Here is a 13,764-nt window from a genome sequence, read left to right as displayed (position 1 = left end):
TAATTTAATAAATTTACCGAAAGAAATCTCCTTCCTCTAGCGTGTTAAGGGCGATGGCCCAATGGTAGGTGGAAGAAAGAGGTAATCAAGAGCCAACTCATACGAGTAGGCTCTTTCGTTTATACACTATATTACAATTTCCCCCTTATTTTCTCTGGAATATCCTTTTCAGAAATAACATCGTAAGAATAGACATACTTTCCTTTCACATGAATCTTTAAGTAAGTTTTTCTTATGAAATCATTAGGAGTGTTAGTTCCTACTGTATATTCTTTCTCATTCCTTGATTCATCAACGCCTTTTAGTGAGTACATAGCTCTTCCTTTATGATGATAATCCGGAACGCCATATCCTTTCGCAATGGCGTATACATTTTTTTCTTCAGCAATCGGATTAAATCTGTCCAAATCCCCGCGTAATATGAAAGGTAGTAAGTATATAGGGAGGCTTATTCCTATTATGCAAAGTACAAATTTCTTCATAATTGTTTCTCCTTTTATGTATTTACATTTTCAGTATAGAAAAAACTTCTTATGAATATAGAGGGGAATTTCTTAAGTTTTTCTTAAAAAAATTTTTAAAGTAAGGTTATTTTAACCAAAATTTTCATGAAAATACCTTCAAAAAGAACGTTAGTTCGTATATAATAAGAACGAACGTTCTTTTGTTGGGAGTGATAACCTTGTATGATTATTCTCTTTTACCGAATCGCATTATTTTATGTGTAGATCTTCGTAGCTTTTATGCAAGCGTATCATGCATTAAAAAAGGACTTGATCCACGATATACAAAATTGGCTGTCGTAGGAGATGTAAACCGTAGTGGATCAATCGTATTAGCGGCAACACCGCCATTAAAAGCGTTAGGAATTAAGAAAATGGCACGGTTGTACGAAATACCGAAGCGGCCAGATATTATTATTGTGAATCCGATTATGCATACGTATGTGAAATGTTCAAATTACATAACGGGCTTAGCTTTACAGTATGTTGCGCCGGAAGATTTTCATCAATATAGTATCGATGAGTTTTTCATGGATATGACTGCAAGTATTCATTTATTTGCGAGTAATCCGTGCGAATTCGCATTAAAGTTCAAGCGAGAAATATATGAACGTACACGGATCGAAAGTACGATTGGTATTGGTCCGAATTTATTATTGAGTAAAGTAGCGATGGATGTTGAGGCAAAAAAGAATAAAGATGGAATAGAACAGTGGACGTATGACGATATACCCGAGAAGTTATGGAGTATTAGACCGCTCAGTAAATTTTGGGGTATATCGTATAAAACTGAAATGAAATTGAATCGAAAAGGTATACATACAATTGGAGAATTAGCTCAGTATCCTTTGAAATATTTAAAGCAATCTTTCGGTGTAATAGGGGAAGAATTACATCTACATAGTAACGGGATTGATTTTAGCAGAATAGCAGAGAAATACGTTCCAGCGACAACATCTATAGCGAAAAGCCAAATATTATTACGGGATTATTCGATAGAAGAGTTCATCGTTATTTTATTAGAGCATGTAGAAGAAGTTTGTTATAGGTTGAGAAGGGAAAAGAAATACGCGCAAACGATTCATTTTTCAGTCGGGTATAGCAAGGAATATGGCGGGGGAATAAGAAAGGCACATACGTTAAATAGAGCAACCAATTTAACGATGGATATTTATAATGTTTGTACATATTTTTTATACGAACGGCATACAGGAGAGCCGATTCGCTCGATAAGTCTTTCCTTAACAAATTTAATACATGAAGGAGAAGAGCAAATTTCGCTTTTCGATAACATTATACAAAGAGAAAAAGAAATGAGATTAACGAAGGTTATGGACGAAATTCGAACACGATTTGGTAAGAACAGTATTTTACGTGGGATTTCTTACACAAGCGTCGCAACAGCAAGATACAGAAACACATTATTAGGAGGGCACAAATCGTGAGAAATGCTAATATGCCAAAAGGAAGAGGAATGGTAAAGTGGCAACCGTTTGCTAGTATGCCAGAGCAGTTCGTCTGTATTAAAGAAATGATACAGGAGCAAACAAAAGTCCCGCGTCCAATTTTAACGCAAGATGCAAAAGAAAGGATTGAAAATAAGCTGTTAATTTCATATTTAGGTGAAGAAGAGGTTTTACTTACATATTATAAAGAGGGCTATCTATATAAAAATTACATAACAGTAGCTGATATAAATCCATTAAATAAGACGATTACTTGTACCGATGCTTTTCATAATCAAAGGATGTTTAAGTTTGATGATGTAATTGAAGTGAATTAGAGGGGGAGAAATAAAAAATCATCTCTTCCTAACTTAATTATATCATGTAAATCAAGTTCAAAATAGACTGTTTATTCTCATTTACTACTGCTACAATCAAGAACACATGCACAGTAAGGAGAGATGTTAAATGAGTTCTTTCGTTCTCGATTTTCAGGAAATAGAAAAAACGCAGCTTTCGCTCGTTGGCGGAAAAGGATTGAATTTAGGGGCATTATCAAATATTCAAGGGATACAAGTGCCAGAAGGGTTTTGTGTTACAACGATAGGGTATGAAAAGGCCATCGAGCAAAATGACGAGCTTCAAACTTTGTTGCAGCAGCTAACAAAGTTGAAAATGGAAGAGCGAGCCCAAATTGGTGGAATTAGTAAGAAGATTAGAGAAGTCATTATGGCAGTAGAAATCCCTTCTGAAGTAGTGGAAGCGGTAGCTCATTATCTCTCACGTTTTGGAAATGAACATGCGTATGCCGTGCGTTCTAGTGCTACGGCTGAAGATTTACCATATGCCTCGTTTGCTGGTCAACAAGATACGTATTTAAATATTATCGGTAAAGAAGCGATTTTGCAGCATGTAAGAAAGTGCTGGGCTTCTTTATTTACAGAGCGAGCAGTTATGTACCGCATGCAAAATGATTTTGAACATAATCAAGTTTCTATATGTGTTGTCGTTCAAAAAATGGTTTTCCCTGAGGCTTCGGGAATTTTATTTACTGCTGATCCGGTTACTTCTAACCGAAAGGTAGTATCAATTGATGCCAGTTTTGGACTTGGTGAGGCGTTAGTATCAGGACTGGTCTCTGCCGATAATTATAAAGTAAAAGAAGGCGAAATTACTGGAAAGATGATAGCAACTAAAAAATTAGCTATTTATGCTTTAAAAGAGGGCGGAACGGAGACGAAACAGGTTGATCTGGCTCAGCAAAAAATTCAAACATTGTCTGAACAACAAATTTTACAACTAGCACAGATTGGAAGACAGATTGAAGCTTATTTTGGTTGTCCGCAAGATATTGAATGGTGTTTAGTGGATGATACATTTTATATTGTCCAAAGTCGCCCAATCACGACTTTATATCCAATACCAAAAGTAAATGATGGGGAAAATCATGTGTATGTATCGGTTGGTCACCAGCAAATGATGACCGATCCCTTGAAGCCATTAGGAATGTCTTTATTCCAGTTAACATCTTTTGGACAAAGGTTTCAAGCTGGAGGAAGGTTGTTTGTTGATGTCGCACAAAGATTGGCTTCGCCTACTAGTAGAGAACTTTTATTAAATATGATAGGGAATTCGGAACCGCTTATTAAAGATGCATTAACGACTGTAGTCGAGCGAGATGATTTTATTACATTGTTACCAGATGATGAAAAAGAAAAGAGTGTTGGTAAAAGTGGACCACCTGCAAGTTCGCAACCACAAGTCGAAAACAATCCAGCAATCGTTACGGATTTAATAGAAATGAATCAAGCATCAATTGAAGAGTTAAAACGAAACATGCAAACGAAATCAGGATCAGATGTACTTGATTTTATTTTGGAAGATATCCAGCAATTAAAGAAAATATTATTTCACCCGCAAAGTATGGCTGTAATTATGGCAGGTATGGATGCTTCAACATGGATCAATGAAAAGATGGAGCAATGGCTAAGTGAAAAAAATGTAGCTGACACGCTTTCACAATCTGTACAAAATAATATTACGTCAGAAATGGGGCTAGCATTACTCGATGTTGCAGATGTGATTCGGCCGTATCCAGAAGTCATTGAGTATTTACAGCATATAGAAGATGATAGCTTTTTAAATGAACTAGTTACGTTTAAAGGCGGAGAAAAAGCTCGAGATGCAATCGATGCTTTTCTAAATAAATACGGAATGAGATGCAGCGGAGAAATCGACATTACGAAAACGCGCTGGAGTGAAAAGCCAACAACCATTATCCCAATGATTTTAAATAATATAAGAGACTTTGAAGCTGGCGCTAGTAAACGGAAGTTTGAAGAAGGGTTGCAAGAAGCTTTGAAAAAAGAAGAGGAGTTAGTAGATCGATTGCAGCATTTGCCGGATGGTAAACAAAAAGTAGAAGAGACGAAGCGAATGATTCGTAACATCCGGAATTTTATCGGTTATCGTGAATATCCAAAATATGGTATGATTAATCGCTATTTCATATATAAGCAGGCAATATTGAAAGAAGCCGAGCAACTTGTGCAGAGCGGTGTCATTCATGTAGTCGATGATATATACTATCTAACTTTTGAAGAACTTCACGAAGTCGTCCGCACGAAAAAACTAGATTACGAGCTTATTCATAAACAAAAAAATGATTACAAACTATATGAAAAACTAATACCTCCGCGTGTAATGACGTCTGATGGAGAAATCATTACAGGTAAATATAAACGAGAAAACCTCCCAGCAGATGCGATTGTAGGTTTGCCTGTTTCTTCAGGAGTTATAGAGGGAAGAGCACGCGTTATTTTAAACATGGAAGAAGCGAATTTAGAAGAGGGAGATATATTAGTTACTGCTTTTACTGATCCTGGCTGGACACCATTGTTTGTGTCTATAAAAGGGTTAGTCACCGAAGTTGGCGGACTGATGACACATGGAGCAGTTATTGCACGTGAATATGGATTACCAGCAGTCGTCGGAGTAGAGAATGCTACGAAACTAATAAAAGACGGTCAACGAATTCGGGTACATGGAACGGAAGGGTATATCGAGATACTGTAGTTGTGCTTCAAATGAATAAAAAGATCATCCGCTATATGTAGTGGATGATCTTTTTATTTTGCAACAGCTCACTTCTTTAAGCCAGCTGCATAGAAAGGTCCATGAACGGCGATTGTTGATAAAATACGAGCAATTTCCTCCGGTTTTTCTTTTTGTCCATTATTTAACCATTGTTGAATGACACCTATATGAGCAGATGCCATATAAGAAGCTAAGTATTGGCTTGGGACAAGTAAATTCTCCTTATTAATGAGAGGACCATTCGTATCTTCAAATAGTGTTTTCCACATAAAGTCTTTCAGTTTCGTTTGGAAAGATAAATCTCCTTTTGGGCTTAGTACAGCTTTCATAAAATCACTATTTTCATTTAGAAATTCAAGGATAGAAGTGATAAGTACAAACGGCGTTGTCGGAGAAGGATTTGATCCAAGTTCAGCAATAACTTCCGGGAATTTCTGTTTGGCAATGTTAGAAAACTCATGCATAATTTCCTCTTGGCATTTCGTCATTAAATCAAATTTATCTTGATAGTGAGCATAAAAAGTACCACGATTTATGTTTGCTTTCGTAGTAATATCTTTCACTGTAATGGCGTCAAAACCTTTTTCTTCAATTAACTCCACCAATGCATTTCGTATGGCAGTTTTCGTACGAACAACACGTAAATCTAAATTACTATTGCGCAAAGCATGTCCCTCCTTAATTTTTTCCAACACATTTAAAGAAAGTGTCTTATAACCGACACATTCACGAATTTTGATTATTGTATAAGGTTTAACTTAAACATATAATTCGAAATATAAATAAACAACACGTTGTTGGTTATTATAAATCAAATTAAAGGAGGAGAAAAGAAAATGTTTAAAAACAAACTTTTATTATTATCACCAGTTATTGCACTACTTGTTGTTTTTATTTTTTCATTAACATTATTTCCAACCGTTCAACCTAAGCCGAAAAACTTACCAATCGCAATTGTGAATGAGGATCAAGGAGTAGAAATTCCGAATCAAGCTAAAATGAATATGGGGCAAACGATTGTTGATAATATGAAAAAGACATCAAAATCAGATGAAGAACCTGCGGTGAAGTGGGTAGAAGTGAAAAATAAAGAAGCAGTTCAAAAAGGCTTAAATAATCAAGAGTATTATGCAGCATTAGTCATTCCGAAAGATTTTAGTACAAAGCAGGCGTCATTACGAACACCACAGCCATCTTCGCCAGAGTTAGAAATATTCATAAATCAAGGAATGAATACAGCGGCTTCAACTATGGCAGGGCAAATGTTAAATGGAGTAGTTGATAATATGAACAATAACGTTCGTACTCAGCTACTAGAGGGATTTAAAGCAAAAGGTACTACTTTAACAACGGATCAAGTTTCGAAATTAGTAACACCTATTACGAAGAAAGTGACAAATGTAAATGAAATCGGCAAAAATAGTGCGAACGGTAACTCGCCAATGTCTTTATTCCAGCCGTTATGGATTGCAAGTTTAGCGAGCGCAGCAATTATCTTTATTGCGATAAATAAAATGCCAGTAGGTACAAGAAAAGAAAACTTCTCATTGAAACTAAAGCAAATAGTAACAGGCGCAATTGCTGCACTTGTAATTGGATTTGGTCTTACATGGATAGCGGATGGAATGGTAGGACTAAACATTTCAAATTTCACCGATACGGCACTGTTTTTATCTATTACGTCTTTTAGTTTCTTCTTAATGATTTCGGCGGTCCTTTCATTAGTTGGACTAAAGGGTATAGGTATATTCGCTCTATTACTTTTCTTTGGGGCACCGCTATTAGCATTAGCGCCTGAAATGATGCCCTCGTTTTATCAAGATTGGATTTACTCTTGGTTACCAATGAGATTCATGATAGAAGGTCTCAGGGAAATATTCTTCTTTGGGAAAGGGTTAACTTGGAATGCTCCTCTTACTATACTCGTTTGGATTGGTGTAGTAAGCATGGTTATCATACTTGGAACAGCTTTAAAACGTAGTGCAGTAAAGGGGCATAAAACGGAATTAAATGCTTAAAAATAAAAACCGTTTCACTCGTAGTGAAACGGTTTTTTGTGATGCAATCGATAGGGAAATAATTCAATGATAGATAGGCTTTTTCGATGTTTTAAAGGTGAGTGAAGAACTAGTATTTGCTGTCCCTTTATATATACATGCTCCTACTATTTCAAAATGCATAAAATGTTATGCGAAATAATGGAGGGGATACGATGTATAATTCGAATTATGATGATTGGTATAGACAGAATGATAAGCTAATTAGTGATATTGAAAAAGCTATAAACGGAGAGTATAGCGCTATAAGCTGCTATACAAAATTAGCTAACATGGCTCCAAATCAAGTAGAACAAAAACAAATTCTTGAAATCCGTAATGATGAAATAAGGCATTTTCATCATTTTGTACAAATCTATACGAATTTAACTGGCAGACAGCCGAAACCACAGATTACGGAAAATTGCCCTAATACGTACTTACAGGGATTAGAGTTCGCTATACAAGATGAGCAAAAGACCGTAGATTTTTACTTGGAAATTTCAGATGAAGCAGCAGATGCATCTATGAAAGAGTTATTGCGCAGAATAGCAGCAGATGAACAAAATCATGCGGTGTGGTTTTTATATTATTTTGTGAAGTCGAAGTGAGTGTTCAAAATGAATGGCTGATGTGCTGAACATATTAGAAATTATTTTAAAACGCGGTGCAATAATTGAATGGAAAACTTAAATATAAGTAGAAAGAAACCGTTTCATAAGTAGTGGGACGGTTTCTTTCGCGGTGAAATACAAGTTACATAGGTATCGACAAAATATAGTAGTTGAATTAGGTATATAATGTATGGAACGAAAATAAATAAGCTAGGAGCAAACAAATGAAAAGAGGAATTACAGTAGATATTCCAAATGAAAATGATAATTTACTTTGGAAAGTGTTAAAGCCGTTTGATATTTCTTCATTTGATTGGTGGGTGGGGAGTGAGGAGTCATACTTAGTAGCACGTGGTGGATTGGATGAGGCATTATTTCCAGAAGAACCAAGTATAGTGGAAGGATCAGATTTGAAAAGATTATTTAAAGACAATATATATTATGTTATTTTTGCAGATTTAAAAGCGTATCCAAAAGGAGAGGAAGTAGTAGATATTGAAACATATGAAGAATTTAAAGAGAGTAAGTGTGAATTAGTTTTACTAGTTGCGGATTGTACATACGTCACAGTTTACGCTAAAGACCAAAAAGCAATCAAATCGTTGTATGAAAATGCACAGAATCAAGGTTATTATGTTGAATATGTTACAGACGAAAATGACGGTAGAACGCGTTTATCCGTGTGATAGGTATATAAAGGGGGAAGTAAATGAATTATATTAATGCTGATTTAGTTAAAAGGTTAATAGGGGCACAATTTCCAGAATGGGCGCACTTAGAAGTGAAACGGGTAAAATTTAGCGGACATGATAATAGAACGTTTCATTTAGGGGACGAGATGAGTGTCAGATTACCAAGTGATGTAGCATATGCACCGCAAGTAGAGAAAGAAAACACTTGGTTACCTATATTAAGTAAGGGACTTTCTTTACAAATTTCTGCACCAATTGCGAAAGGGAATCCGACTGAAGAGTATCCGTGGCCTTGGTCTATTAATAAGTGGATCGAGGGAGAGACAGTCACGAAAGAAAATGTTCGTGACTTAGATGAATTTGCGGCGGACTTAGGCTCGTTTTTAATAGAGTTACAATCAATTGATGCGAGTAACGGGCCAATAGCTGGAGAACATAATTTTTACCGAGGCGGGCTTATATCTGTATACGATGAAGAAGCGAGAGTGGCTATTGAAAATAATAAGGATGTTTTTGATGAGACATTATTAAAGCATCTTTGGGATTTAACACTTAGGTCAACATGGGATAGCAAACCAGTTTGGGTTCATGGAGATGTAGCGCCAGGGAACTTACTTGTTAAAGAGGGAAAGCTTTGTGCCGTAATTGATTTTGGTATTTTAGGAGTAGGAGATCCTGCTTGTGATGCAGCGATGGCATGGACGTTTTTTGATAAGAATAGTAGAAACGTATTTAAAGAAGTATTGCGCATAGATGAAGAAACGTGGAATAGGGCGAGAGGATGGGCGCTTTGGAAGGCGTTAATTACATATGATGCGAATAGGGATAGTAATAAAAAAGTGGCAGAAGAATCTTATCGTGTAATTCAAGTAATTGTGGATGATTATAAGAGGTAATAGAAAAAGCTTATTTTGATTGTATATTTCAAAATAGGCTTTTTTGCATGATTAAATATTCAGAATCAAAAGAAGGAATCCGACGTTATTATACAGAATGTTCAGATAATAGGAGGTGTCTAATTTTGAGTGAAATTGAGTTAAAAAGTAATGTAATTAAGACAGGGCGAGAGAAGGGGATTATACTTCGGTTTATACTCGCAAGTTTAGTAGGTGTGTTTATGTTTTTCGTACCAGTTACGATAAACGGTGCTTCGTCTATTATGATTGATCATATCGTATCGTGGATAAGAGCTACGGTTCCTTCGGTAGTACCTTATTATGCACTGCTTGTTATGGTAATTGGTGCGATTTATCCATTTTATACGAAGAAGTGGAATGCATCTATCGTAGACATTTGTTTTTCTATTTTAAAAGTAGTAGGTGTTGTTTTTGGCATATTATATTGTTTGAAAGTAGGACCAGCTTGGTTCTTTGCGCCAGATGTTGGACCGTTTTTGTATGAGAAGTTAGTTATATCAGTAAGTTTACTCGTACCAATTGGTTCGGCATTTTTAGCGTTATTAGTCGGGTACGGATTACTTGAATTTATCGGTACGTTTTGCCGTCCAATTATGAGACCTTTATGGAAAACACCAGGACGGTCAGCAATTGATGCGGTCGCTTCCTTTGTGGGGAGTTATTCGCTTGCACTTCTTATTACGAATCGCGTGTATAAAGAAGGAAAGTATACGACAAAAGAAGCAGCAATTATCGCTACAGGTTTTTCTACAGTATCCGCAACATTTATGATCATCATCGCAAAAACATTAGACATTATGTATTTATGGAATGTTTATTTTTGGACTACTCTTGTTGTAACATTCATCGTGACCGCTATCACCGTAAGAATCCCGCCTCTTAGTAGAAAACCAGATACATATATTACGAAAGAAGGGTTCCCAGAGCCAGTTTATAAAGAGAAAATGTTAGAGCGAGCTTGGGAAGATGCATTAGAAGTATCGAAATCTGCGCCAAGTATTATGAAAAATATCGCAGTGAATTTGAAAGATGGATTCATTATGACGATGGGGATTTTACCATCAATTATGTCAGTAGGATTAATTGGTATCGTCTTAGCAAAGTTTACGCCAATATTTGATTGGATTAGTTATATTTTCTATCCGTTTACATGGCTATTACAATTACCAGAAGCAGAACTAGCTGCTAAAGCGGCATCCGTTGGTATCGCAGAAATGTTTTTACCTTCTCTTTTAGTTGTAAGTGCACCAATTGTGACAAAGTTTGTCATTGCGGTTGTTTCGGTATCATCTATATTGTTTTTCTCAGCTTCCATTCCTTGTATTTTATCGACAGACATTCCGTTAAAAGTATCGGAACTTATTATTCTCTATGTACAAAGAACGATATTAACGTTGCTAATTATTACGCCGATTGCTTATTTGTTGCTTTAAACATGTAGCGTTAAGTTTCTGAAGTTATGCCATTTTCTGATTATTCAAATCAAAAAATGGCATAACGTTAATTATGTTCCAAAGTAACTCTAGATGATTTTTTCATAAATAACGTATGAGCTAAGTATATAATCATACCAATATGTCTGATTAAAACTCCTGCGAGTAGAACAACTCCGCTTACTTTTATCCATAGGGCTAAAACTGAACCTAATGTAGGTAACCATAGCGCCGTGCACCATTGTATTTGTGGTACTAGTTACTCTTCCCATTAATCTTACAGGGGGGATTTGAAGTAAGTAACTATAGTATACAGAGATAGAAGTGATAAAAATACCAATAAAAACCAAAATGATTAACCATAAAAATAATTGCTCGATAAAAGGCCGAACCGTTTAAGATATTCATTTTGTTTATTGTATTTCCCCATTTTCCAATGGTTATAGCTCCGACTAAAGCACCTAATCTATCAAATAAAAATATGACAAAAAATATTATAGCGTAAAATAGTATTAAAAGTGTTAAAGCTTTCTTGGACCAAATAAAAACAAAGCCTTCGCGGAAATCGTTCCAAAACCCACTGACTAAAGCATCACTTTATCGTAAAACATAGGCTTGTGAAATGTTTTTAATCCATTTTTATTATTAAGTAACGATTTGGTATTACTTTAGTTTTCGAATATCCCTTGACGGGAATATTCCTATTTGGTTATAATCGATTCAACAGGAAAAAAATATTAGTGATGATATTGATGTGTTATAACCGGAGACCATCACTTAACGAGGTGAGTGATATGTCGGGGAAAATTCCGGGCGTGAATATGACGACGTTGAGCGCTTTATCTGAACCGAATCGTATGAATATCGTTGAACTCTTGCGTGACGGTCCCTTAACCGTTGGGGAAATCGCCGAACATTTGGGATTAAGGCAACCACAAACTTCGAAACACCTAAAAGTGTTAAGCGATACAGGGATTGTGGAAGTGCAGGCTGAAGCTAATCGCCGGATTTACAAGCTCCGACCTGAGCCTTTCGAAGCACTTGATTGTTGGGTGCAGTCATTTAAGCGTGTGATGGAAGAGAGATTCGATAATTTAGATGAGTATTTGAAGGAATTGCAAAACAAGGAAAAGTTATAAAATCAGTTCATATTTAAGGAGGAATTAACATGTCAAACAATACAATGGTATCAAGAGTAGAGAACGATCGGGTATTAGTACTGGAGCGCGTTTTCGATGCACCGCGTGATCTTGTATTCAGTATGTTTAAAGAAGCAGAGCATTTGAAACATTGGTGGGGACCAAGGGGCTGGGAAATTCCAGCATGCACTGTCGACTTCCGTCCGGGAGGCGTTTGGCATTACTGTATGAAGTGTGTCGATCAGAACCTGGGGCAATTTTTTGGTATGGAATCATGGGGGAAAGCAGTTTATAAAGAGATTATTGAGCCAGAGAAAATTGTCTACACCGATTACTTTTCGGATGCTGAAGGCAATGTAAATGATTCTATGCCGTCAACCGAGATGACATTGGAATTCATCGATTTAGGTGGAAAGACAAAGCTAATAAACCGTGCTGAATATGTTTCCGAAGAAGCTCTTAAGACTGTTATGGACATGGGCATGCTACAAGGTATCACCGAAACTTGGGATCGTTTGAACGAGCGATTGGAGTCGCTGAAATAGATTTTTGTACCGCAACTTTATTTTCGGTGATAATTAGGTGTAAGTGTATGGAGTTTAATAAAAATTGTTTATAAAGGAGCGTTAAAATAAATGATTAATAATGTTGGTCAAATCATGTTGTATGTAAATAACCAAGATGAAGTGAAGGAATTCTGGACAGAAAAAGTAGGATTTATTGTAATTTCAGAGGAAGATAACGGTCAAGGAATGCGATGGATTGAAATTGCTCCAACTAAAGAAGCTGAAACAAGTATTATTCTCCATAATAAGGAGCTAATTGCTAAAATGCAGCCGGAGTTAAATCTTGGTACACCTTCTTTAATGTTCTTCTCAAAAGAATTCGATCGTTTATATAGTGATTTAGTAAACAAAAACGTTACAGTCGGAGAAATTGTAAATATGCCTTCAGGTAGAATATTTAATTTTGCAGATAGCGAAAATAATTATTTTGCGGTAATGGAAAAGAAGTAAATTTCAATTCAATTTATGAGTGCGATGCTTGAATAAAGGCATCGCATTTTTTATTTTAAAGATATATTTTATTCCTTAACATAAATATAATTATATGTTCTTATATAACGATTAAACAGTAATAGAGTATGATATAGTTACAACAAAGGGGGCTTACAAATGGAAATTATTCACGAAAGAGCAAAGTTACGGTTAATGGATAGCAATGATGTCGAAAAAATGTTTTCAATCGTGGAAGGAAATCGAGATATTTGGGCGTATTTAATCTCTAAAATGGATACTGTTCAAGATATGCAGCAATATGTTCAAAAGGCGATAAAAGCTTATGGGGCAGGGAAGGATTTGCCATTTGTTGTTGTTGATCAAAAGACAAATGAAATAGTAGGGAGTACACGCTTATATAACATTTCAGTTGAAGATAAGACGGTGGAATTAGGGAAAACGTGGTATGACCCAAGTGTGCAACGTACGAGTATGAATACGGAATGTAAGTACATGTTATTACAATATGCTTTTGAAAAGTTGCATATGCGGAGGGTACAAATTAAGACGGATGCACGAAATGAAAAAGCACAAAGAGCAATTGAAAGACTCGGCGCAGTAAAAGAGGGTGTACTTAGAAACGAAAGAAAATTGCCGAGTGGACATGTTAGAGATGCAGTTGTATACAGTGTAATTGCAAATGAATGGCCAGCTGTAAAGGAACGGTTATTAGAAAAATTAGAATCGTATAAAGAAAAACGATAATTCATATTAAGAAAGGTGTATTGATCGTCTAGTTGAAAAATATACCTTTTTTCTTACAAAATAGTTACTTCTTTTGTTTCATCATTCCATTATGATAAAAAATTCGTTACAATGTAGTTGTATGGT

At 35.8% G+C, this 13,764-nt stretch carries 14 protein-coding genes; 12 read left to right on the top strand and 2 right to left on the bottom strand.

The features are described from left to right. Nucleotides 1-131: 131 nt before the first annotated feature. Entirely contained in the window at nt 132-482 is a 351-nt protein-coding gene (locus MKY70_RS16435; protein ID WP_341025225.1) for a YxeA family protein, read from the bottom strand. Nucleotides 483-682: 200 nt separating this feature from the next. Here MKY70_RS16435 and MKY70_RS16430 point away from each other — a divergent pair, with 200 nt between their 5' ends. From MKY70_RS16430 to ppsA, 3 genes are all read left to right on the top strand, one after another. Continuing rightward, complete coding sequence (locus MKY70_RS16430; RefSeq protein ID WP_341025222.1) at nt 683-1,948, top strand: Y-family DNA polymerase; 1,266 nt, start codon at nt 683-685, stop codon at nt 1,946-1,948. Beyond that, nucleotides 1,945-2,286, top strand: a complete 342-nt coding sequence (locus MKY70_RS16425; protein WP_341025220.1) for a YolD-like family protein — start codon at nt 1,945-1,947, stop codon at nt 2,284-2,286. The genes MKY70_RS16430 and MKY70_RS16425 overlap by 4 nt, the downstream gene beginning before the upstream one ends. 130 nt (nt 2,287-2,416) lie before the next feature. Beyond that, nucleotides 2,417-5,023, top strand: coding sequence for a phosphoenolpyruvate synthase (gene ppsA, locus MKY70_RS16420; protein ID WP_341025218.1), 2,607 nt, complete (start codon nt 2,417-2,419; stop codon nt 5,021-5,023). Between the two features lie 68 nt (nt 5,024-5,091). Here ppsA and MKY70_RS16415 read toward each other — a convergent pair whose 3' ends face one another. After that, entirely contained in the window at nt 5,092-5,709 is a 618-nt protein-coding gene (locus MKY70_RS16415; protein ID WP_341025216.1) for a TetR/AcrR family transcriptional regulator, read from the bottom strand. A 171-nt stretch (nt 5,710-5,880) separates the two neighbouring features. Here MKY70_RS16415 and MKY70_RS16410 point away from each other — a divergent pair, with 171 nt between their 5' ends. The 9 genes from MKY70_RS16410 to MKY70_RS16370 all read left to right on the top strand — a co-directional run bounded on the left by MKY70_RS16410 (nt 5,881) and on the right by MKY70_RS16370 (nt 13,638). Then, nucleotides 5,881-7,062 (top strand): YhgE/Pip domain-containing protein, encoded by a 1,182-nt coding sequence (locus MKY70_RS16410; RefSeq protein WP_341025214.1) that lies wholly within the window; start codon nt 5,881-5,883, stop codon nt 7,060-7,062. A gap of 194 nt (nt 7,063-7,256) precedes the next feature. Then, nucleotides 7,257-7,691, top strand: coding sequence for a ferritin-like domain-containing protein (locus MKY70_RS16405; protein ID WP_341025211.1), 435 nt, complete (start codon nt 7,257-7,259; stop codon nt 7,689-7,691). Between the two features lie 227 nt (nt 7,692-7,918). Further along, nucleotides 7,919-8,380: a DUF2691 family protein gene (locus tag MKY70_RS16400; RefSeq protein WP_088031528.1), complete on the top strand. Its 462-nt coding sequence runs from the start codon at nt 7,919-7,921 to the stop codon at nt 8,378-8,380. 23 nt (nt 8,381-8,403) lie between these two features. Continuing rightward, nucleotides 8,404-9,282 carry an aminoglycoside phosphotransferase family protein gene (locus MKY70_RS16395; RefSeq protein ID WP_341025209.1) on the top strand — a complete coding sequence of 293 codons (879 nt, stop codon included), beginning with the start codon at nt 8,404-8,406 and terminating at the stop codon, nt 9,280-9,282. A gap of 125 nt (nt 9,283-9,407) precedes the next feature. Beyond that, nucleotides 9,408-10,736, top strand: a complete 1,329-nt coding sequence (locus MKY70_RS16390; RefSeq protein ID WP_341025207.1) for a YjiH family protein — start codon at nt 9,408-9,410, stop codon at nt 10,734-10,736. A 794-nt stretch (nt 10,737-11,530) separates the two neighbouring features. Further along, a complete protein-coding gene (locus tag MKY70_RS16385) occupies nt 11,531-11,875 on the top strand; it encodes an ArsR/SmtB family transcription factor (protein ID WP_341025205.1) in 345 nt (114 codons plus the stop codon). A 29-nt stretch (nt 11,876-11,904) separates the two neighbouring features. Continuing rightward, the gene (locus tag MKY70_RS16380) at nt 11,905-12,420 is read left to right on the top strand and encodes an SRPBCC family protein (RefSeq protein ID WP_002137099.1); all 516 of its coding nucleotides are present in this window, start codon (nt 11,905-11,907) and stop codon (nt 12,418-12,420) included. Between the two features lie 90 nt (nt 12,421-12,510). After that, a complete protein-coding gene (locus tag MKY70_RS16375; RefSeq protein WP_002033018.1) occupies nt 12,511-12,891 on the top strand; it encodes a VOC family protein in 381 nt (126 codons plus the stop codon). Nucleotides 12,892-13,050: 159 nt separating this feature from the next. After that, nucleotides 13,051-13,638 (top strand): GNAT family N-acetyltransferase, encoded by a 588-nt coding sequence (locus tag MKY70_RS16370; RefSeq protein ID WP_002185500.1) that lies wholly within the window; start codon nt 13,051-13,053, stop codon nt 13,636-13,638. Nucleotides 13,639-13,764 lie beyond the last annotated feature (126 nt).

The sequence above is a fragment of the Bacillus sp. FSL R9-9492 genome (genome assembly GCF_038007365.1).
Classification (GTDB): Bacteria; Bacillota; Bacilli; order Bacillales; family Bacillaceae_G; genus Bacillus_A; species Bacillus_A mycoides.
The sequence above is the reverse complement of the archived record's forward strand: the minus strand, read 5'-3'. Positions and strand labels throughout refer to the sequence as shown.

Excerpts from the sequence above, each read along its gene's own strand:
- MKY70_RS16435 (WP_341025225.1), bottom strand. The coding sequence starts at position 482 with ATGAAGAAATTTGTACTTTGCATAATAGGAATAAGCCTCCCTATATAC.
- ppsA (WP_341025218.1), top strand. The coding sequence starts at position 2,417 with ATGAGTTCTTTCGTTCTCGATTTTCAGGAAATAGAAAAAACGCAGCTT.
- MKY70_RS16410 (WP_341025214.1), top strand. The coding sequence starts at position 5,881 with ATGTTTAAAAACAAACTTTTATTATTATCACCAGTTATTGCACTACTT.
- MKY70_RS16405 (WP_341025211.1), top strand. The coding sequence starts at position 7,257 with ATGTATAATTCGAATTATGATGATTGGTATAGACAGAATGATAAGCTA.
- MKY70_RS16400 (WP_088031528.1), top strand. The coding sequence starts at position 7,919 with ATGAAAAGAGGAATTACAGTAGATATTCCAAATGAAAATGATAATTTA.
- MKY70_RS16395 (WP_341025209.1), top strand. The coding sequence starts at position 8,404 with ATGAATTATATTAATGCTGATTTAGTTAAAAGGTTAATAGGGGCACAA.
- MKY70_RS16385 (WP_341025205.1), top strand. The coding sequence starts at position 11,531 with ATGTCGGGGAAAATTCCGGGCGTGAATATGACGACGTTGAGCGCTTTA.
- MKY70_RS16380 (WP_002137099.1), top strand. The coding sequence starts at position 11,905 with ATGTCAAACAATACAATGGTATCAAGAGTAGAGAACGATCGGGTATTA.
- MKY70_RS16375 (WP_002033018.1), top strand. The coding sequence starts at position 12,511 with ATGATTAATAATGTTGGTCAAATCATGTTGTATGTAAATAACCAAGAT.
- MKY70_RS16370 (WP_002185500.1), top strand. The coding sequence starts at position 13,051 with ATGGAAATTATTCACGAAAGAGCAAAGTTACGGTTAATGGATAGCAAT.